General features: G+C 65.9%; 20 protein-coding genes. 18 read left to right on the top strand and 2 right to left on the bottom strand.

Annotated elements, in window-relative coordinates; all coding sequences use genetic code 11:
* The first annotated feature begins 35 nt into the window (after window positions 1-35).
* From ACV17W_RS15530 to ACV17W_RS15505, 6 genes are all read left to right on the top strand, one after another.
* A complete protein-coding gene (locus ACV17W_RS15530) occupies window positions 36-2,486 on the top strand; it encodes a CaiB/BaiF CoA transferase family protein (RefSeq protein ID WP_462593228.1) in 2,451 nt (816 codons plus the stop codon).
* A gap of 28 nt (window positions 2,487-2,514) precedes the next feature.
* Complete coding sequence (locus ACV17W_RS15525; protein ID WP_462593227.1) at window positions 2,515-3,291, top strand: enoyl-CoA hydratase/isomerase family protein; 777 nt, start codon at window positions 2,515-2,517, stop codon at window positions 3,289-3,291.
* Window positions 3,292-3,542: 251 nt separating this feature from the next.
* Complete coding sequence (locus tag ACV17W_RS15520) at window positions 3,543-4,529, top strand: acyl-CoA dehydrogenase family protein (RefSeq protein WP_462593226.1); 987 nt, start codon at window positions 3,543-3,545, stop codon at window positions 4,527-4,529.
* Window positions 4,530-4,549: 20 nt separating this feature from the next.
* On the top strand, window positions 4,550-5,749 hold the full coding sequence (locus ACV17W_RS15515; protein WP_462593225.1) for an iron-containing alcohol dehydrogenase family protein: 1,200 nt from the start codon (window positions 4,550-4,552) through the stop codon (window positions 5,747-5,749).
* A 57-nt stretch (window positions 5,750-5,806) separates the two neighbouring features.
* Window positions 5,807-7,195, top strand: coding sequence for an MmgE/PrpD family protein (locus ACV17W_RS15510; RefSeq protein ID WP_462593224.1), 1,389 nt, complete (start codon window positions 5,807-5,809; stop codon window positions 7,193-7,195).
* A gap of 93 nt (window positions 7,196-7,288) precedes the next feature.
* Entirely contained in the window at window positions 7,289-8,434 is a 1,146-nt protein-coding gene (locus tag ACV17W_RS15505) for a PrpF domain-containing protein (RefSeq protein WP_462593223.1), read from the top strand.
* Between the two features lie 29 nt (window positions 8,435-8,463).
* On the opposite strand, the gene ACV17W_RS15500 is transcribed toward ACV17W_RS15505, so the two are convergent.
* Window positions 8,464-9,261 carry an IclR family transcriptional regulator gene (locus tag ACV17W_RS15500; RefSeq protein WP_462593222.1) on the bottom strand — a complete coding sequence of 266 codons (798 nt, stop codon included), beginning with the start codon at window positions 9,259-9,261 and terminating at the stop codon, window positions 8,464-8,466.
* 92 nt (window positions 9,262-9,353) lie between these two features.
* On the opposite strand from ACV17W_RS15500, the gene ACV17W_RS15495 reads away from it, so the two are divergent.
* The 4 genes from ACV17W_RS15495 (at window position 9,354) to ACV17W_RS15480 (ending at window position 12,972) form a co-directional block, all read left to right on the top strand.
* Window positions 9,354-10,553 (top strand): thiolase family protein, encoded by a 1,200-nt coding sequence (locus ACV17W_RS15495; RefSeq protein ID WP_462593221.1) that lies wholly within the window; start codon window positions 9,354-9,356, stop codon window positions 10,551-10,553.
* Window positions 10,554-10,569: 16 nt separating this feature from the next.
* A complete protein-coding gene (locus ACV17W_RS15490; protein WP_462593220.1) occupies window positions 10,570-10,962 on the top strand; it encodes a Zn-ribbon domain-containing OB-fold protein in 393 nt (130 codons plus the stop codon).
* Between the two features lie 248 nt (window positions 10,963-11,210).
* Window positions 11,211-12,143: a 3-hydroxyacyl-CoA dehydrogenase family protein gene (locus tag ACV17W_RS15485; RefSeq protein ID WP_462593219.1), complete on the top strand. Its 933-nt coding sequence runs from the start codon at window positions 11,211-11,213 to the stop codon at window positions 12,141-12,143.
* A 103-nt stretch (window positions 12,144-12,246) separates the two neighbouring features.
* Window positions 12,247-12,972: an SDR family oxidoreductase gene (locus tag ACV17W_RS15480; RefSeq protein ID WP_462593218.1), complete on the top strand. Its 726-nt coding sequence runs from the start codon at window positions 12,247-12,249 to the stop codon at window positions 12,970-12,972.
* A 39-nt stretch (window positions 12,973-13,011) separates the two neighbouring features.
* On the opposite strand, the gene ACV17W_RS15475 is transcribed toward ACV17W_RS15480, so the two are convergent.
* A complete protein-coding gene (locus ACV17W_RS15475) occupies window positions 13,012-13,800 on the bottom strand; it encodes an IclR family transcriptional regulator (RefSeq protein WP_462593217.1) in 789 nt (262 codons plus the stop codon).
* A gap of 147 nt (window positions 13,801-13,947) precedes the next feature.
* Here ACV17W_RS15475 and ACV17W_RS15470 point away from each other — a divergent pair, with 147 nt between their 5' ends.
* The 8 genes from ACV17W_RS15470 (at window position 13,948) to ACV17W_RS15435 (ending at window position 18,946) form a co-directional block, all read left to right on the top strand.
* Window positions 13,948-14,637, top strand: coding sequence for a 3-oxoacid CoA-transferase subunit A (locus ACV17W_RS15470; protein ID WP_462593216.1), 690 nt, complete (start codon window positions 13,948-13,950; stop codon window positions 14,635-14,637).
* Window positions 14,634-15,278: a 3-oxoacid CoA-transferase subunit B gene (locus ACV17W_RS15465; RefSeq protein WP_462593215.1), complete on the top strand. Its 645-nt coding sequence runs from the start codon at window positions 14,634-14,636 to the stop codon at window positions 15,276-15,278. Before ACV17W_RS15470 ends, ACV17W_RS15465 begins: the two co-directional genes overlap by 4 nt.
* Window positions 15,279-15,296: 18 nt before the next feature.
* Window positions 15,297-15,572, top strand: a complete 276-nt coding sequence (gene catC / locus ACV17W_RS15460; RefSeq protein ID WP_462593214.1) for a muconolactone Delta-isomerase — start codon at window positions 15,297-15,299, stop codon at window positions 15,570-15,572.
* Window positions 15,573-15,587: 15 nt separating this feature from the next.
* Window positions 15,588-15,884, top strand: a complete 297-nt coding sequence (locus tag ACV17W_RS15455; protein ID WP_462593213.1) for a YciI family protein — start codon at window positions 15,588-15,590, stop codon at window positions 15,882-15,884.
* A gap of 29 nt (window positions 15,885-15,913) precedes the next feature.
* On the top strand, window positions 15,914-16,693 hold the full coding sequence (pcaD, locus tag ACV17W_RS15450) for a 3-oxoadipate enol-lactonase (protein WP_462593212.1): 780 nt from the start codon (window positions 15,914-15,916) through the stop codon (window positions 16,691-16,693).
* A gap of 4 nt (window positions 16,694-16,697) precedes the next feature.
* Complete coding sequence (locus tag ACV17W_RS15445; protein WP_462593211.1) at window positions 16,698-17,738, top strand: cyclase family protein; 1,041 nt, start codon at window positions 16,698-16,700, stop codon at window positions 17,736-17,738.
* 122 nt (window positions 17,739-17,860) lie between these two features.
* Window positions 17,861-18,193 (top strand): FxLYD domain-containing protein, encoded by a 333-nt coding sequence (locus ACV17W_RS15440; protein ID WP_462593210.1) that lies wholly within the window; start codon window positions 17,861-17,863, stop codon window positions 18,191-18,193.
* Window positions 18,194-18,301: 108 nt separating this feature from the next.
* A complete protein-coding gene (locus ACV17W_RS15435) occupies window positions 18,302-18,946 on the top strand; it encodes a carbonic anhydrase (RefSeq protein ID WP_462593209.1) in 645 nt (214 codons plus the stop codon).
* Window positions 18,947-19,066 lie beyond the last annotated feature (120 nt).

The following is a 19,066-nucleotide window of genomic DNA, read 5'->3' as shown; positions in this document are numbered from 1 at the left end:
CCGACCTTCCCCTTCACTTGGATCGCTGTCTCCCGATGCAGAAACCCACTCCCCGCCCTGCACGCGCGCTGCAGGGCATTACCGTTCTCGATCTCGCCGGCGCCCTCGGCAATTATTGCGGCAAGCTGTTCGCCGACCTGGGCGCCGATGTGATTCTGGTCGAACCGCCCGGCGGCGCGCCCACGCGCCATATGGGCCCGTATATCCATGGCGACTCCACGCCGCAAGCCAGCCTGAAATTCCAGTACGAAAACACCAACAAGCGCAGCATCGTCCTGGACCTGGACCTCGCGCGGGATCGCGACACCTTGCTCAAGCTGGCGAGCCGGGCCGCTATCGTCATTGAGAGCGAAATGCCCGGAACCATGCAGCGCCGCGGCATCGACTACGCCGCACTGCGCGCGGCCAACCCGGCGATCGTGATGACCAGCATCACGCCTTACGGCCAGCAAGGCCCTTATGCCGGCTGGCTGGCCACCGACCTCACGGCCATGGCCATGGGGGGCATGATGTACCTGGCCGGCTATCTCGACACGGCGCCCATGGCGGCCAGCGGCGAGCAGGCCATCGGCGCAGCCAATCTGTTCGCCGCGGTAGCCACGCTGGCCGCGTTCTACGACGCGGAAGCGTCCGGGCGCGGCCAGCACGTCGACGTGTCGATGCAGGAATGCGTGGTGATGGGGCTTGAGAATGCGGTGCAGTTCTACGATCTCGAAGGCACCGTGCGCAAGCGCAACGCCGGCACGCAGCGCCTGGCCGGCACCGGTGCGTTCCGCTGCAAGGATGGCTATGTGTACCTGATGGCCGGCGGCATAGGCAGCAACCGGTTCTGGGGCATCACCACCGAATGGCTGATCGGCGAAGGCCTTGAGGGAGCCACGCAGTTCCGCGATGCCTGCTGGAACGACCAGGCGTTTCTGGCTACCGACGCCGCCAAGAAATTGTTCCACGACGTGTTCGCACCCTATGCACTCGCCCACACCAAGGCGGAACTGCAGGCCAAGGGCCGGCAGCAACGGATTCCCATCGCGCCCATCTGCGATGCCAGCGATATCGCGCAAGACGCCCAACGCGCACACCGCGGCTATTTCGTCGAGGCGACCAGCCCAGGCGGCCGGGTGTTGCGCATGCCGGGCGCGCCGTACCTGCTCGATGCCACCCCCTGGCGCCTGGAAAGCACGGCCCCCGCGCTGGGCGCGCATACGGCCGACATCCTGGCCGAACTCGACGCGGGCCCGCCGGCGGCCAGTGCGGCGCCGGGCCGCCAGGCCGCAGGCAACGCGCGACTGCTGAGAGGCCTGCGCGTGATTGATTTTTCATGGATCGGCGCTGGCTCGTACACCACCAAGATCCTGGCCGACCTCGGGGCCGACGTGATCAAGATAGAAAGCTCGCAGCGCCTTGACACACTGCGGGTAACCAAGCCGTTCAAGGACGGCATTCCCGGCGTGAATCGCAGCGGCTACTTCGCCGACCGCAATTCCAGCAAACGCAGCGTCACCTTGAATGTCAAAGACGAGCGCGGGTTGCGGCTGGTGAAGCAGCTGATCGCCGACGCGCACCTGGTGTCGAACAACTTCACGCCCGGCGTCATGGACAAGCTGGGCCTGGGTTATGAAGTGCTGCGCGACGTGAGGCCCGGACTAGTATTCGCGTCGATGTCCATGCAGGGCGCCAGCGGCCCGGCCGCCAAAGACCTGGGGTACGGCCTGACCATTGCCGCCCTGACCGGTTTCATGCACCTGACGGGCCTGCCCGACCGCGAACCGGCGGGCACGGGCACGAACTACCCCGACCACATTCCCAATCCCGGGCATGCTGCGTTTGCCATTCTGGCCGCGCTGCGCCACCAGCGGCTGACGGGCGAGGGGCAGCTGATAGATCTGGCGCAGATCGAACCGACTCTTGCCATGCAAGGTCCCATGCTGATGAACTACTTCGTCAACGGCGTGGTGGACCAGCGGGCCGGCAATACGCACGCCGAGCGTGCCCCGCACGGGGTCTACCCGTGCGCGGGCACAGACCGCTGGATTGCGATCGCGGTGTGTTCCGACGAGCAATGGGAGGCCCTGGCCTCGGCACTGGGGCTGGATGCGGCGCCCGACTGGGCCACCATGGCCGGCCGCCTGGCCGACCGGCACGCCATCGACGCTGCCATCGCCCGCGCGACCGCCGGCTGCAATGCCATGGAACTGGCGCATGCCCTGCAGGCGGCGAAAGTCCCGTGCGGTGCTGTGCAGGACGCCCGCGACGTGCTGGAGAACGACCCCCAGCTGGCAGCGCGCGGCCATTGGGTCACGCTCGACCATCCCGAGATGGGCCCGAGTACCTACAACAGCGCGCCCTACCGCTATTCAGACGCCGACTCGGCGCCATCGTCCCCCGCCCCGCTGCTGGGCCAGCACACGCGCGAAGTCTGCCGCGACCTGCTGGGCCTGAGCGAGCAGGCCATCCAAGCGCTCGAACACGACGGCGTGCTGTCGTAGCCGCCGCCCATACGCCCGGAAATTCATCATGCCGATTCTGTTTGACGTACAAGACTACATTGCCACCATAACGCTGAACCGCCCCGAGGCGATGAACAGCATCGACCCGGACACGCGGGCCGAACTGCACGAGGCATGGCGGCGCATCAAGCACGACGACAACATACGCGTGGCCATCCTGACCGGCGCCGGCGACAAGGCGTTCTGCACGGGCTCCGACCTGAAAAAGACCATGCCGCCCAAAGAAAGCTTTGCGGAATTGACTTTCGGGCGCTCCGAGTCCGACCACCTGCTGGCCGGCCTGGATACCGACAAACCCCTGATCGGCGCGGTGAACGGCTATGCCATGGGTGGCGGCATGGAACTCGCGCTTGCGTGCGACATACGCATCGCGTCCGAGAACGCCGTGTTTGCGCTGTCGGAAGTGCGCATCGGCAGCATTCCCGGCGCGGGGGGCACGCAACGCCTGCCTCGCGCGATCGGCGCATCGAACGCCCTGCTCATGTTGTTGACCGGCGATCGCGTCAACGCCCAGGAAGCCCTGCGCACGGGCCTGGTCAGCCAGGTGGTGGGTCAGGAGCAGTTGCTGCCCTCGGCGCGGCAGATCGCCGAACGCATTGCCGCCAATGCACCGCTGTCAGTACGCGCCATCAAGCGGCTCGTGTACAGCGGCATGGACATGCCCCTGCCAGCGGCGATGGACACCGAGCGCTATGTGTTCGGCTTGCTGCGCGACACCGAAGACCGCATAGAAGGCCGCAAGGCATTCCAGGAAAAGCGCAGCCCGGTTTACCGCGGCCGCTGATCGCATAACTATCTTAGAACCCCGCGCGATCACGCGCGGCACAGGAAGCCCTATGGATTTCGAACTCCCAGAATCATCGCGCATGGTGCGCGACACTGTTGCCCGCTTCGTCCAGGAAGAACTGGTCGGGCTCGAGCCGCTGATCATCCGGCGCGAAGCCGCGAGGCTATGAAGACACGCCGCTCATCCCGCCCGATATCGAGGCCCGGCTGCAGCAGAAGGCGCGCGACATTGGCCTGTGGGGCATCGATGTGCCCGAGGAGTTCGGCGGACAGGACCTGGGCATGCTGAACAAATGCCTGGTGGTGGAGCAGCTCAAGCACAGCATCGTTCCCTTCGTCCTGCCCCCTGAAAGTCCCAACCTGTTCCTGCTCAAAGAACTGTGCAAGGGAAGCCAGGTCGACCGCTATCTGCTGCCCTATTCGCGCGGCGAGAAAAAAAGCTGCCTGGCCCTGTCCGAGCCGGGCGCCGGTTCCGACGCGGCAGCCATCAAGACGCGCGCCGAACGCAAGAATGGCAAATGGGTACTGAACGGCACCAAGCTATGGATCAGCAATGCGCGTCGATCCGACTTCATGATAGTCATGGCGGTGACCGACCCGGCCGCCGACAAGCGCGCGGCGTACACGACCTTCCTGGTCGACAAAGGCACGCCCGGCCTGACCATCCCGACGTCGTTCCCCATGATCGGCGAGTACCACCCGTATGAGGTTGTGCTGGATAACGTCGAACTGGATGACGACCAGGTGCTGGGCGAAGTGGGCGCCGGCTTCGCGCCCATCTCCAAGCGGCTGGGTGTGCGCCGGCTGGAAATCGCGTCGCGCTGCCTGGGCCTGGCCACCCGTTGCCTGACGATGATGATCGAGCAGGCAAACACCCGCAAGACGTTCGGGGCCCCGCTTGCCGACCGCCAGGCGGTGCAATGGTGGATCGCAGACAGCTATCAGGAAATCGAAATGCTGCGCTGGGTGGTCTACCAGATGGCATGGAAAATGGACAACGGGCGCAGCGACGTTCGCCTGGATGGCTCGATGGTCAAGCTGCAGGGCACCGAGATGATCGCCCGCGTGGTGGATCGCGCCATGCAACTTTTCGGCGGCATGGGCGTATCCAAGGAAATGCCGCTGGAATACATCTCCCGCATGTGCCGGGTCATGCGAATCGTCGAAGGCCCCAGCGAGATACATCGCTGGGTAATTGCGCGCGACCTGCTCAAGAACGGGCTGCCGACGCTCTGACGCCGATGAACAGGAACGCCATGACCCGCTACAGTTCAATCACACCGGCAGTGCGCGTCCATGCAGGGCAGGATGCACTGGCACGCCTGCCCCGCGAACTGGAACGCCTGGCGGCAGGCCGCGCCTTTGTGCTCTGCGGGCACAGCGTGGCAACCCGCACGCCCTTGCTCCAGCGTGTGCAGCAGTTGGCCGGGCAGCGCTATGCGGGCGCCTACACCACGATGGGCAAAGACGCCCCGCTCGAGGATGTGGTTGCCGCCACCGAACAGGCGCGCGCCGCCGGCGCCGACCTGCTGATCGCCATTGGCGCCGGCAGCGTGCTGAAAGCCGCGCGCGTGGTGGCCATTCTGCTGGCCGAAGCCGGCCACCCGGCCAGCCTGGCGACGCAGTATCCGCCGGACGGCCCGCCGGTCAGCCCCAGACTGCGTGCCCCCAAGGCGCCCATCATCAATATCCTCACAGCGCCCACGTCATCGCAGCATCGGGGCGGGGCGGCATTGAAAAATACGGCAGGCGGCCCGCGCCTGGAGTACTTCGACCCCAAGACCCGGCCCGCGGCCATTTTCTGGGATGCCGACGCACTGCTCACCGCACCGCCTTCGCTGGCGCATTCGACGGGTCTGGGCGTGTTCTGGCGCGCATTGATGAACATTGGCGCCGTGCGCGGCGCCAACCCGCTGGTGCAGGCCTCGCGCCTTCATGCCTATACCCTGGCCCTGGGCGCCCTGCCCCGCATGCGCGATCCGCAGGATGCCGAGGCGCGCATCGATATGTGCGCCGCGGCGCTGCTGCAGAACCGCGACGAGGACGACGGCGGACGCCCCATGGACGCCCACTGGATCGCGCGATCGGTCTATGCCTTGGGAGCAGCCCTGTTCAACCAGGCCGGGCAGCTGGACCAGGGCACGACCCATGCCTTGCTGACAGGCCCGGCCCTGCGCCACTTCGGCGAACTCTGCCCCGAGGCTTCCCGGGAAATCGCCCGCGCGCTTTCTGTCGAAACCGGGTCCGGCCACAGCGGCTTCGACCAAACCGGTGACGCCGTGGCGCAGTGGTTCGCGCGGCTCGGCATCCCGCCACGCCTGCGTGATTTCGGCGTATCGCAAGACCTTTTCCCCGCCGTGCTGGACCATGCGTTGCAGAACTTCAATGCCGACCGACATCGCGAGCTGCCGCAACATCGGGCTCGGCTGGCTGCGGTATTGGCCGACGCCTATTGATACCCCGGGCGGCTACGGCGATCCGGCCCGTGGCGCCCTCCTGACGAGCGAGCCGTGATGAGCCGTATGCCTGCCCCCAACGACACCGCCTCAATGCGCATTGCGCGTTTTTCCGCGGATTTCGACCCCCGGGAACTACCGGACGCTGCCCGGCGCAGTGTGGGTCGAGCCATCCTCGATACCGTCGGGATCGCGCTTGCCGCGGTCGACGACGACACCAGCGCGGTCGCTCTGAAGTATGTACGCGCGCAAGCGGCAGCCCCGGTGGCGCGCATCTGGACCCACCCCGAAGCCGCGTCCCTGACGGGCGCCGCCTTCTACAACGGCGTGGCGGCGCATGTACTGGATTTCGACGATGTCAATTCGCCGATGCGAGGACATCCCAGTGTGGTGATGCTGCCCGCATTGCTCGCCCTGGCCCAGGCGCGCGACATTTCTTTGCACCGGGTGGCATCCGCGTATGCGGTCGGGCTGGAAGTCATGGTGAAGATCGCGCGCGCCATGGTGTCGGACCACTACGCAAAGGGCTGGCACGCCACCACCACGCTCGGCGTGCTGGGCGCCGCCACAGCCTGCAGCCACCTGCTGCAGCTGACGACGGCGCAGACGGCCCATGCCATCGGGCTGGCATATGCCCAGAGCAGCGGCAGCCGCGCGAGCTTCGGCACGATGGCGAAGTCATTCCAGACGGGTCACTGCAATGCGTCCGCCCTGCGCGCGGCACTTCTTGCCGAGGCCGGCATGGACGCGGCCCCCGACGCCCTGGACGGTCCCCAGGGCTTCACGACGCTTTACGGCAATGGAGAAACCCTGGATGCAGAACTGGCAGACATGGGGCGGGCGCCGCTGGAGCTGCTGCGCAGTGGGCTCGAGATCAAGAAGTATCCCATGTGCTACGCCGCGCACCGCTCCATCGACGGCATGCTGGACCTGCGCGAGCAGCATGGCTTGCGTCCTGACCAGATCGCGTCGATTCACGTCGAATCAAACCGGCGCGCCATGGTGCCGTTGATACACCCGCAAGCCAGCACCGGACTCGAAGCCAAGTTCAGCATGCCCTATGCGATGGCCGCGGCCGGCGTGGACGGCCACATACGCCTGAGCAGTTTCACCGACGGCGCGGTAGGGCGCGAAGAGGTACGGGCTCTGATGACGCGCGTCACCACCGAAGAGGCAGATGGCGCTGTGACACCGCGCTGGAATATCGTCACGGTCACTCTGCGCGACGGAACGACGCTGAGCAAAGAAGTACGGGCACTGCGCGGGGCGCACGACCACCCGCTCACCGATGCCGAGCTGAAAGACAAATGGAACGACTGCCTGGAATTCGGCGGATACCGGGACCCGGACCAGCGGTTCTGCACCCAGGCCCTGGACATGTCGCTCGGGTCGGCGGCCGCGCTGATGTCGCTGCTGCCCCGGCGCGCGCATCCTGCCGGGGCTTGAGCGCCATGGCCCGAGACGGGCGCAGCCTGCGCACGGCAACGTCACATACCGGGTCAGCATGCTGCTGACTCATTCTTCAAGGGATGACCGAACATGCCCGCACCTTCCGGCGTGCCGTTTCACCTGCTGCGCGGCGGCACAAGCAAAGGCGTGTTCTTCGCGAGCAGCGACGTACCCGCCGACCGCGCGTCGCTGACGGCTTTTCTGCTCGACGTATTCGGCAGCCCGGACCCGCGACAGATCGACGGGCTGGGCGGCGGCGACAAGCTGACCAGCAAGGCCGCGATCCTGGGTCCGCCGACCCGCCCTGACGCCGATGTCGACTATCTGTTCGCACAGGTCGGCATCCATCACGCGGAAGTGGACTACAGGCTCAATTGCGGAAACCTGTCGGCCGCGGTGGCCACGCACGCCATCGAACAAGGCTACGTGCGCATCACGGAAGGCCACACGGCAGTGCGCATCCACAACCTGAACACGAGCCGCGTGATTCACGCGCGTGTGCCGGTGCGCGACGGCAAGGTCGTCTATACCGGCGACCTGAGGGTGGATGGCGTCCCGGGAACCGGCGCGCCCATCGAGCTCGACTTCAGGCAGGCCACGGGCTCGATCACGGGCTCGCTGCTGCCATTGGGTGAGGTCCGCACCCGTCTCGATATTGCCGGCCTGGCCCCGATCGCAGTCAGCGTGGTCGACGGTGCCAACCTCGTAGTACTGGTGGCCGCACAAGACCTGGGCATGCAGGGCACCGAATCCCCGCAGCAGATCGACGGCGATGCCGCGCTCGTCGCCAGAATGCAGGCCATACGCGCCCATGTGGCGCAGCGGCTGGGTATGGGAGACTACTGGCTCAGCCGCGCCGCGCCCTCCAATCCCATGCTGGTGGCGGTGCAATCGCCCCGCGCCTATACCGCACTGAATGGTCAGGATCACATTCCGGAAGACGCGCTGGACCTGGTATGTCGGCAGTATTCGACCGGTGCCACCAGCAAGGCGCTGGCCGCCACGGTCACCGCCACGATCGGGATGGCGTGCCGCATGCCCGGATCAGTGGCCGCGGATTTCCTGCGCGCCGGGCGTCCCGCCACAGAGGCGATCCGCATCGGCCATCCGGCGGGGCGCATCATGGTGCATGCCCATGTGCGCGCCGAGGCCGCTTGGTCTGTAGAACAGGCGTCCATCTACCGCACCGCGCGCGTCATCGCCCGGGGCGAGGTGCTGCCGCATCCGGGCGCTTGACGTCTGCCTTGGCCGAGCCCGCCCGCGCGTCAGTCGTCGGTGACGTGTTCCCGCAACTTGGCCTCGATGGCGTGCACCGCGGCCTGCAATTCCCTGACCTTGTCGGCCAGGGCTTCACCTTTCAGCCGGCTGTTCAGCGCCGAGATGCTGACTGCGCCCACGGGCCGGCCATGAGGGTCGAGTATGGGCACGGCGACCGACCGCACGGATTCGATTTCGAGAACATCGTTCTCCAGATAGCCCTGCTCGCGCGCGCGGGTGATCCGCCGCCGCAGTTCTTCCCAGTTGAAGCGCGGGTAGTCGCGTTCAGTACGTTCTTTATTGGCCAGGCAGATGCGCTGGATTTCGTCATCGGGCAGGGCCGAGAGCAGCGCCGTGGCCCCGCCGCCGACATTCAGCGGGCGTCGCCGGCCGACGTCCAGCACGAAGACCTTGATCGGAAACGCGCCTTCGGCCCGGGCAATGCACACACCGTCCAGCCCGGAACGCACGGTCAGGAACACGGTGTCGCCGGTCGCATCGGCCACCTGCCTCAGATAAGGCACGCAGGTGTCGCGCAGGTCATAGGTGTAAGGCGCGGCGGCGGCCACTCCCATTTCATAAGTGAGCGCCCCCAGGAAATAGCGCTTGCTGCGGTCGTCCTGACGCACGAACCCTTCCGCCACCAAGGCCTGCAGCAGCCGGTGAGCGGTCGGGCGGGTCAGGCCGGCGCTGGTGTGCAGGTCGACCAGGCGCATGCCGTTGCGGTTGAAGGTGGTGATGAGTCTGAGCAATGCAGCGCAGCGCTGGATGGCCTGAGTTCCGGTTCTGTCTTTTCGTGCGTCCATGCAAGCCGTTGATATCACAATGTGGTCGCTATCGCCGATTTATGGGCAATGCAGCCCACTACAATAGCGGATATCCAGGATATTAGTCCACTATGAGGGAATTCGACGTGAGCGGATCGAACGAGGAGCGCTACCAGCGCACATCCGGCATTTCGGCGGTGGCCGGGGTCGGGCACACTGACTGGTCTGAAGATTACCGTCGGGTGCGCAACGGCGAGAAGCCGTTCGACTCTTATGGCTATGCCGCGCAGGCTTTCAGCCGCGCCCTCGAAGATGCCGGCGTGCAGCGTTCCGAGGTCGATGGCCTGATCGTGGGCCCCACCACGGCGTACGAGCGCATGGGCGAAATATTGAACATCGACCCGCGCTGGGGCGGCCAGGCCGATGCCGTGCAGGCCGTGTTCCAGGCCGTAATGGCCATCCATTCGGGCATGGCCGAGGTCGTGGCGCTGGTCTATGGCAACGACCAGCGCTCGGCCGCCGTGCAATATGGCGGACCCTCGGCGATGGGCGGCGGCGCGTTTCTGTCTTACGTGTATCACAGCCCCTGGGGCCTGACCTCGCAAGGCGCGCTCTATGCGCTGATGTTCCAGCGCTACAAAGAAATGTGGGGCGTCACCGACCGAGACCTGGGCCAGGTCGCCGTGGGGCAGCGCCAGTGGGCCAGCCTGAATCCCCACGCGATCATGCGGGGCAAGCCGTTGTCGATCGACGACTACCTGGCCGCCAACTATATTGCCGAGCCGCTGCGCCTGAACGACTACTGCCTGATCAACGACGGCGGGGTCGCGCTCATCATCATGGAAGCGGAGCGCGCCCGCAAGACCTGCCGCAATCCGGTGTTCATCAAGGGGCTGGGAAGGTCCGACCTGAACCACCACGCCACCAGCCTGGGCCCGCGCCTGATCGATTTCTACCGGCCGGCACAGATGCGCGCCGCCGAGCAGGTCTACACCGCCGCGGGCATCGCGCCGCAGGACGTCGACGCCCTGCTGGTCTATGACAGCTTCAGCCCGCACATCTTCTTCGCACTGGAAGGCTTCGGCTTCTGCGGGCAGGGCGAGGGAGCACGGTTCATTGCCGAGAACGGCATTGGCGTGGGCGGCCGCCTGCCTGTGAATACGCACGGCGGGCACTTGTCGGAATCGTATATGCAGGGCTGGAACCACCAGATCGAAGCGGTGCGTCAGTTGCGCGGCGGACAGGGTGAGAGGCAAGTTGCCAACTGCCGCCATGTGCAATACGTATCCGATGTGGCAGGCAAAGCCATGTCGATCATCTACGGAAAATGATCGGGGGACCTTCATCATGAACAAGACACCACGCCTTTACTCGCCCTACGACGCGCCGCTTTGGGAAAGCATCGAGGCAGGCCAGATGAAGCTGCAACGCTGCCGCCAGACCGGAACGTTCTATTACCCCCCTGGCCCCGCATGCCCCGAATCGCTGAGCTTCGACGTGGAATGGGCGCCAATATCGGGGCGGGGCACCATCCTGTCATGGACAGTGTTCCACCGCCAGTATCTGCCGGCCCACCCCGCTCCTCACCTGGTGGTGGCGGTGGCGCTGGAAGAAGGCCCCATCATGATCGGCTATATGGATCACGACAGTCTGCCGGAACTGAAGCTGGACCTGCCCGTCACGATTGAATATGTGCAGCATCCCGACGGCTACCGCATCCCGAAGTTCGTGCTGGCGTAGCGAGCCGCCCCCCCCAGCCCGGACAACCATGTTGCCGCCGCGCCGCGCGGCGCAGGTCGGCACTCGCATTTGGTGGTGCCTCATTTTTCTGAGTACTATCGTCGAACTCATTCTATCCACGCACATTTGTTCGTAAATAGAACTCTTGCTGCCCCAGCCCCGTGGCCCAGCGCCATGATTCGGCCTCAAGACCGGGCGGCACACAGGCGCGCCCGTGGTCGCCGCGGGCAAATCGAGAGCAATTCGACATGGTTCTACCAATCCAGAATCTGGCCGTCGTGGGCGCGGGGGCAATGGGCAGCGGCATTGCCGCCCTGTTTGCCGCTCAGGGCTTGCCCGTTGTCCTGATCGACCCCGTGGCGGGCGCGCTCGACCGCGCCGCCGGCGTGCTCGACCGTCAATTGGGCGTTCTGGCACCCGGCGCGGTTGCTGAAGCGCGGCGCCGCATCCGCATGGAAGACGGCATCGAAGCGGCCTGCGCATGTGACCTCGTCATCGAAGCCGTACCCGAAAAGCTGGAATTGAAACGGGACGTCTTCGCCCGGCTGGATACTTTGTGCCGGCCGGAAGCCATCTTTGCCACGAATACCTCGGGCCTCTCCATCAATGCCATCGCGAAGGCGGTCACGCGCCGTGACCGTTTCGTCGGCACTCACTTTTTCACTCCCGCCGATGTGATTCCCCTGGTGGAAGTGGTGCGCAACGACGCCACCAGCGACGCCACGGTCGACACGGTCATGGCCGCCCTGCGGGCAGTGGGCAAGCGGCCCGTTCTGGTCCAGCGCGACATCCCCGGGTTTATTGCCAATCGCATCCAGCATGCGCTGGCGCGCGAGGCCATCGCCTTGCTGGAACAAGGCATCGCCAGCGCCGAGGACATCGATGAAGTGGTGAAATGGAGTCTGGGGATTCGTCTGGCGCTGTCCGGGCCGCTGGAACAGCGCGATCTGAACGGCATCGATGTGCATCATGCGATTGCCGAATACCTGTATCCCGAACTCGAAAACCGCACGACGCCTTCGCCCCTGCTGTCCGGAAAAGTCGCCAGCGGCCAGATCGGCGCCAAGGCCGGCCAGGGCTTCTACGCCTGGCCCGCCGAACGGCGCGAACAGGTTCTGCGCGACAAGAGCGCCGCGCTGGCCGACCTGGTGGCGTGGCTGAACCGCCGTCAGGCAAGCTGAGGCCCTCGGCTCCCGCGTCATGGCAGGGGCCGCGTCATACCCATCATTACCGTAGTCGCGTGGGGCGGTTGACCCACCGATACGGCCGCAAAACAAGGCAACTATGAAACCCCAGGCTTATCTCGTTACCGGCGGCAGCGCCGGAATTGGCGCGGCCATCGTGGCCGCTCTGCTCGACGCGGGCCACCGCGTGGTCAACATCGATTACCGGCTGCCCGAGCGTGCGCCAGCCGGCCTGGTGTCGATCCAGGCCGACCTGACCGACGAGGCGCAGACCAAGGCGGCGGCCGCCGAAGCGACGCGCGAGCATGCCATCGTGGGCCTGGTGAACAACGCCGGGGCAACCCGTCCCGGCACGGCAGACACGGCCACGCTGGCCGACCTGGACTATGTCGTGGCGCTGCACCTGCGCACCGCGTTGATCCTGGTGCAGGCCGTGTTGCCCGACATGCGCGCCGCCGGGTTCGGCCGCATCGTGAACATGTCCTCGCGCGCCGCGCTGGGCAAGCCCGAGCGCGTGGTGTATTCGGCCACCAAGGCCGGCCTGGTGGGCATGACGCGCACCCTGGCGATGGAGCTGGGCGGCGACGGCATCACCGTCAATGCCATCGGTCCAGGCCCCATCGCCACGGACCTGTTCCGCAACAGCAACCCCGACGGCGCGCCGCGCACGCAGCGCATCATCGACAGCATTGTGGTGAAACGGCTCGGCACTCCCGAGGACGTGGCCCGTGCGGCCATGTTCTTCCTGTCGCCGGACAACGGTTTCGTGACCGGGCAGATGCTGTATGTCTGCGGCGGCACCACGCTGGGCGTGGCGCCGGTCTGACGGCGCCGCGTTGACTCGCCCGCTGCGGCGCGTGCCGGTTCAGCGGCGCCGCAGCGCCTGGTCGATATGCTCGGCCGCACGGCGCAGCGCCGGCAGGAATGCTTCGAGCATGGCTTCACGCGAATAACGGTTGGCATGCCCGCTGACGTTCATGGCCCCTATCACGCGGCCGCCGCGGTCGACAATGGGTACGGCCACCGACTGCAGCCCCGGCTCCAGCTCCTGCACCACACAGGCGTACCCGTCGGCACGCACCTGGGCCAGGATGCGCTTGAGCGCCGCGCGTTCGGTGACGGTATGCGGCGTCAGTGCGCGAATATCGCTGGCATCCAGCAGCCGATCTTGCTCGGCGGGCGGCAATCCGGCCAGCAGCACGCGGCCCATGGAAGTGGCCCACGCCGGCAGCCGGCTGCCCACCGACAGGTTGATGCTCATCACTTTGTGCGTCGAGAGCCGCAGTATGTAGACGACGTCGGTGCCGTCCAGCACCGACACCGAACATGACTCGCGCGTGCTCTCGGCCACTTCTTCCATATAGGGCAGAGCCAGATCCCACAGCGGCGTGGCCGACAGATACGAATAGCCCAGTTCCAGGATGCGAGGCGTCAGCGAGAATTTGCGCTCGTCCACGGACACATAGCCCAGGTTCACCAGCGTGAGCAGGATGCGGCGGGCGCCGGCACGAGTCAGGCCACAGGCCGCCGCCACCTCGGACAGCGTCATTTGCGGGCGCTGCGGGCCAAAGGCGCGGATCACTGCCAAACCGCGCGCGAAGGACTGCACGTATGTGTCGCTGGGCTGCTGGGCGTCTTGCGTATCGCTGGCCATGCGTTTCCTCACCGCGATGTCCGGCCTGCAGACGCACAGCCGCTTACGTCTTGACACTGCCGGGACACCGTGAAACGATGTTCTTGAGTAGAACTAAAGTTCGAATATAGAACAAATTATGACACGCTCTTCTTTACCGGGACACCTATGATTTCCAAGCTTGTTGACTCTGCGGCGGCCGCCCTGGCGGACGTCCCCGATGGCGCCACCGTCCTGATCGGTGGTTTCGGCACGGCCGGCCAACCCATGGAACTGATCGACGCCCTGCTCGAGCAAGGCGCCAAAGATCTCACCATCATCAACAACAACGCGGGCAACGGCACCACGGGCCTGGCGGCCCTGCTGGGCGCGGGGCGCGTGCGCAAGATCATCTGCTCGTTTCCGCGCCAGACCGATTCGCAGATTTTTGACGGCCTGTACCGCAGCGGCAAGATCGAGCTCGAACTGGTGCCCCAAGGCAACCTCGCAGAGCGTATCCGCGCCGCCGGCGCTGGCATCGGCGCTTTCTTCACGCCCACCGGCTACGGCACCCCGCTGGCCGAGGGCAAGGAAGTGCGCGAGATCAACGGCCGCCACTACATTCTTGAATACCCCCTGCATGCCGACTACGCCCTCATCAAGGCCGAGCGGGGCGATCGCTGGGGCAACCTGGTGTACCGCAAGACGGCGCGCAACTTCGGTCCCATCATGGCCAGCGCCGCGCGCGTCGCCGTGGCCCAGGTGCGCGAAATCGTCGAACTGGGCGAACTCGATCCCGAATCCATCGTCACGCCGGGAATTTTCGTGAAGCGCGTCGTGCAGATCGACGCCGCCCCGGCCGCCAAGGAGCAGCAATGAGCAGCAAACTGACCCGCGACCAGATCGCCGCCCGCGTCGCGCAAGACATTCCCGAAGGCGCCTACGTCAACCTGGGTATCGGCCTGCCTACGCTGGTGGCGAACCACCTGCCGGCGGGGCGCGAAGTCATCCTGCATACCGAGAACGGCATGCTGGGCATGGGCCCGGCCCCTGCCAAGGGCCAGGAAGACTATGACCTGATCAACGCGGGCAAGCAGCCCGTGACCGAACTGCCCGGCTGCTCGTTCTTTCATCATGCCGACTCGTTCGCCATGATGCGCGGCGGCCACCTCGATATCTGCGTGCTGGGCGCGTTCCAGGTCTCGCAGCGCGGCGACCTGGCCAACTGGCACACCGGCGCGCCCGACGCCATTCCCGCCGTCGGCGGCGCCATGGACCTGGCAAGCGGCGCCAAAGACGTGTTCGTGATGATGGAACTGCTGACCCGCGACGGCGCCAGCAAGCTGGTGGCCGAGTGCAGCTATCCGCTGACCGGGGTGCAGTGCGTTTCGCGCGTCTACACCGACGTGGCGGTGTTCGACATCGGCGCGGAAGGCGTTACCGTCACCGACATTTTCGGCGACATGAGCGCCGACGAGCTGCGGCGCCTGACAGGCCTGCCGCTGAAGTTTTCTTGCTGATTCTAGTTTGGAGACCCCATGCTTTTCATGGTTGAAATGCAGGTGAACCTGCCCGCGGACATGCCGGCCGATCGCGCCGACAAACTCAAGGCCGATGAAAAGGCCCTGGCGCAGCAACTGCAACGCGACGGCAAGTGGCGCCATTTGTGGCGCGTGGCCGGCCGTTATGCGAACGTCAGCATCTTCGATGTAGAGAGCAACGACGAACTGCATCAGCTGCTGTCTTCGCTGCCGCTGTTCCCCTATATGGATATCCAGGTCACCGCCCTGGCCCGCCATCCCTCCGCCATCTGAACCCACGGATCCGTCATGCCCTACATCATCGAGACTTTCGACAAGCCCGACCACCAGCCCGTGCGCCAGCAACACCGCGCCGCCCACCTGGATTTCCTGGAAGCCAACAAGCACCTGCTGCTGGCCTGCGGCGCCAAGCTGCAGGACGACGGCAAAGACGCCGGCGGCGGTTTGTACATTGTCGATCTGGACACCCGTGCAGAAGCCGAGGCCTTCATCGCAGCCGACCCCTTCAGCCAGGCCGACCTCTTCGAGCGCGTCAACATCACGCGCTGGCGCAAGGCCTATGTCGACGGCCAGTGCCTGCTGTAGCGCGAACCGCCCTCTTCAGGAATCTGTCTATGTCATATGCTGATCTGAGCCAGGCACGGCTGTATTACGTCATGGATGGCCCGGCCGACGCGCCCGTTCTGGTGTTGTCGAACTCGCTGGGTACGTGCGCCGACATGTGGGCGCAGCAGATACCCGAGCTGTCGAAACGCTTTCGCGTGCTGCGCTACGACACGCGCGGGCATGGCAGATCGTCCGTGCCCGCCGGCGAATACAGCTTCGCGCAGCTGGCCGCAGATGTGGCCGAGCTGCTCGACCACCTCGGCATCGCGCAGGCGCATTTCTGCGGCTTGTCGATGGGCGGCCCCACCGGGCTGCAGCTGGCGCTGGACCATCCCGGCCGCGTGCGCAAGCTGGTACTGTGCAACACCGCCGCCCGCATCGGCAGTGCCGACAACTGGACGGCGCGTATCGCCGCCGTGTCCCAGAACGGCCTCGAGAACATGGCGCCCGCACTGGTCGAACGCTGGCTGACGCCTGGCTTTCGCGAGGCCCAGCCCGGCCTGTCCCAGGTCCTGGTGGACATGCTGCGGCGTACGCCTGACGAAGGCTACAACGGCAACTGCGCCGCACTGCGCGACGCCGACCTGCGTCCACGCCTGGGCGAAATCAAGGCGCCCACGCTGGTCATCGCGGGCACGCATGACCCGGCCACCACCCCTCAGGATGGCCGTGACCTGGCCGCCGGCATCACGGGTGCGCGTTACCTGGAGCTGGACGCCTCTCACCTTTCCAATTGGGAACAACCGCAGGCGTTCACGCGCGCAGTAGCGGATTTTCTCGCGGAGTAAATCGATGCAACGCTGGAAGCAACGTCCGGAAGGATCCAACTGGGGCGACTACGGCCCCGATGACCAGCTTGGCCGGCTCAACCTGCTGACCGAGACCCAGGTGCTCAAAGGCGCTCGCGAGATACGCGCCGGCAAGACTTTCTGCCTGTCGCTGCCGCTGGACCTGCCCGGCGGCAACGTGCTGAACCCCCGCCGCCATCCGCCCCAGCTGAGCCCGACGCGCCTGCAAGATACGCCTTACCTGAACTTCCCGCTGCGCAACCTGAATCCCGACGCGGTTGACGTGCTCAGCGACGACCAGGTACTGCTCACCCTGCAGTATTCCACGCAGTGGGATTCGCTGGCCCACGTCGGCGCGCTGTTCGACGCCGATGGCGACGGCCGCGCCGAACTCTGCTACTACAACGGGTATCGCGCCGGCATCGACATCATCGGTCCGGCCGACGGCGACCATGCCGGATGCGGGTGCAACAGCGGCGGACCATCGGCCGCACTGAAGCTGGGCGTGGAAAACCTCGCCGCGCAAGGCATGCAGGGCCGGGGCGTACTGCTGGACCTGGCCCGCCACTTCGGCACGGGGCGAACCTTGGTGGGCCACGCAGAGCTGATGCAAGTGCTGAAAGCCGAAGACATCGTCATCGAGTCCGGCGACATGCTGGTACTGCGCACCGGCTTCGCGGAAAAAGTCATCGAGATGGCAGGCCAGCCCGACCCGGATGTTCTGCACGCCTATGGCGCCGCGCTCGATGGCACCGACGCCGCATTGCTGCAATGGATCACCGACAGCGGCATCGTGGCGATATGCGCCGACAACTATGCCGTCGAGGCCTATCCCGCGCGCGACCGCCAGGGGCCGCGCGCCATGTTGCCGCTGCACCACCACTGCCTGTTCAAGCTGGGGCTGCCGCTGGCCGAACTGTGGTATCTGAAAGATCTGGCGGACTGGCTGCACGCCCATGGACGCCACCATTTCATGCTGACCGCCCCGCCGCTGCGCCTGCCTCATGCGGTAGGGTCGCCGGTCACGCCGATCGCCACCGTATAGGCGCCCCCCGGCCGCGTGCGCACGGCCGAAGCATCTTCCAAATATCGGAAACCAAGCGTAGCGCCGGTTCGCGCCTGTCGATTTATGGTGGTGCTGTTACGCACATCATTGCGGAGCCCACCATGAAACGACGACTCGCCTGTCTGCTGCTTGCCGCCGCCTCGGCCCTGGCAACCGCCCAGAGCCTGCCCTACGGGGTGTCCATCGAAAACCTTTCAGCCACCCGGCAAGCGGACGGCACTTCGACCCTTACCGGGATGGTTTCCAATCATGGCAAGGTGGCGCTGCCCCGCCTTTCGGTGACCTTCGTCCTGTTCGACGCGCAAGGCAGCGAGGTGGGCCGTGCAGTGGGCACGCGCGATACCCCTCTGGCCCCCGGCGAAAGCTGGCAGGTCCAGGCCACCACCCCGCAGTCCTTCACCCGATTTACGGCGCTGGACATCAAGACGGAATGACCCCTCGGCCGGGCGGCGGGCCGCGGCGCCGCCGCGCTGGCACAGATCGATGTAAGGGTGCTGTGGGAAAATACGGGATGCACGCAAGAAAAACAAAAGGATGCCTCCATGTTCCCGAAACGACTCACTGACGGCTACCAGGCCTTCCTGGACGGCCGCTTCCACAACGAACGCAAGCGCTACGAAGAACTGGGCGAAATGGGTCAGCGCCCGGAAATCCTGCTGATCGGCTGCTCGGATTCCCGTGTTTCGCCCGAGGTCATTTTCGACGCCGGGCCCGGCGAGATGTTTGTCATCCGCAACGTCGCCAACCTGGTGCCTCCCTATGAAGGCGAAGCCAAGGCCTCTTCCTACCACGGCACCAGCGCCGCCATCGAATTCGCGGTCAGTGCGCTCGAGGTCAAGCACATCGTGGTACTGGGCCACGCCTCGTGCGGCGGCGTGCGAGCCGTATTCGACGGCGCCGAACCCCTGACCCGGACCGACTTCATCGGCAAGTGGATGTCGCAGATCACCCCCGTCGCCGACGCCATCCCGCGCACCGGCGACCGCGCCACCGACGTCCAGCGGCTGGAATGGGCCGTGGTCGAACACAGCCTGAAGAACCTCATGACCTTCCCGGCCATACGCGGTCGCGTCGAAGAAGGCCGGCTGGAACTGCACGGCATGTACTTCGGCGTGGCGACCGGCCTGCTGTTCCTGCGCGACCCTGTCACCGGCGAATTCTCGCCCTGCCAGGCGCAGCCTTCCTGAGCCACACGCGCCAGGGCCAGGCCCCACGCGAGCTGCCCTTTCCGCATCGGGCACCGCCGTCGGGCACTCGCCCGCCCGGAGCCGCCCCAACCGCCGGGCTGCCGGGCTGCCGCGCCGAGC

This window comes from Bordetella sp. MIP270_01_BMS (genome assembly GCF_054958705.1).
Note: the sequence above shows the minus strand (reverse complement) of the source record. Positions and strands in the feature narration are given on the sequence as shown.

Excerpts from the sequence above, each read along its gene's own strand:
- ACV17W_RS15440 (WP_462593210.1), top strand. The coding sequence starts at position 17,861 with ATGAAACGACGACTCGCCTGTCTGCTGCTTGCCGCCGCCTCGGCCCTG.
- ACV17W_RS15515 (WP_462593225.1), top strand. The coding sequence starts at position 4,550 with ATGACCCGCTACAGTTCAATCACACCGGCAGTGCGCGTCCATGCAGGG.
- ACV17W_RS15490 (WP_462593220.1), top strand. The coding sequence starts at position 10,570 with ATGAACAAGACACCACGCCTTTACTCGCCCTACGACGCGCCGCTTTGG.
- ACV17W_RS15505 (WP_462593223.1), top strand. The coding sequence starts at position 7,289 with ATGCCCGCACCTTCCGGCGTGCCGTTTCACCTGCTGCGCGGCGGCACA.
- ACV17W_RS15480 (WP_462593218.1), top strand. The coding sequence starts at position 12,247 with ATGAAACCCCAGGCTTATCTCGTTACCGGCGGCAGCGCCGGAATTGGC.
- ACV17W_RS15455 (WP_462593213.1), top strand. The coding sequence starts at position 15,588 with ATGCCCTACATCATCGAGACTTTCGACAAGCCCGACCACCAGCCCGTG.
- ACV17W_RS15510 (WP_462593224.1), top strand. The coding sequence starts at position 5,807 with ATGAGCCGTATGCCTGCCCCCAACGACACCGCCTCAATGCGCATTGCG.
- ACV17W_RS15470 (WP_462593216.1), top strand. The coding sequence starts at position 13,948 with ATGATTTCCAAGCTTGTTGACTCTGCGGCGGCCGCCCTGGCGGACGTC.
- ACV17W_RS15435 (WP_462593209.1), top strand. The coding sequence starts at position 18,302 with ATGTTCCCGAAACGACTCACTGACGGCTACCAGGCCTTCCTGGACGGC.
- ACV17W_RS15475 (WP_462593217.1), bottom strand. The coding sequence starts at position 13,800 with ATGGCCAGCGATACGCAAGACGCCCAGCAGCCCAGCGACACATACGTG.
- ACV17W_RS15530 (WP_462593228.1), top strand. The coding sequence starts at position 36 with ATGCAGAAACCCACTCCCCGCCCTGCACGCGCGCTGCAGGGCATTACC.
- ACV17W_RS15525 (WP_462593227.1), top strand. The coding sequence starts at position 2,515 with ATGCCGATTCTGTTTGACGTACAAGACTACATTGCCACCATAACGCTG.
- ACV17W_RS15485 (WP_462593219.1), top strand. The coding sequence starts at position 11,211 with ATGGTTCTACCAATCCAGAATCTGGCCGTCGTGGGCGCGGGGGCAATG.
- ACV17W_RS15465 (WP_462593215.1), top strand. The coding sequence starts at position 14,634 with ATGAGCAGCAAACTGACCCGCGACCAGATCGCCGCCCGCGTCGCGCAA.
- ACV17W_RS15500 (WP_462593222.1), bottom strand. The coding sequence starts at position 9,261 with ATGGACGCACGAAAAGACAGAACCGGAACTCAGGCCATCCAGCGCTGC.
- catC (WP_462593214.1), top strand. The coding sequence starts at position 15,297 with ATGCTTTTCATGGTTGAAATGCAGGTGAACCTGCCCGCGGACATGCCG.
- ACV17W_RS15445 (WP_462593211.1), top strand. The coding sequence starts at position 16,698 with ATGCAACGCTGGAAGCAACGTCCGGAAGGATCCAACTGGGGCGACTAC.
- pcaD (WP_462593212.1), top strand. The coding sequence starts at position 15,914 with ATGTCATATGCTGATCTGAGCCAGGCACGGCTGTATTACGTCATGGAT.
- ACV17W_RS15495 (WP_462593221.1), top strand. The coding sequence starts at position 9,354 with ATGAGGGAATTCGACGTGAGCGGATCGAACGAGGAGCGCTACCAGCGC.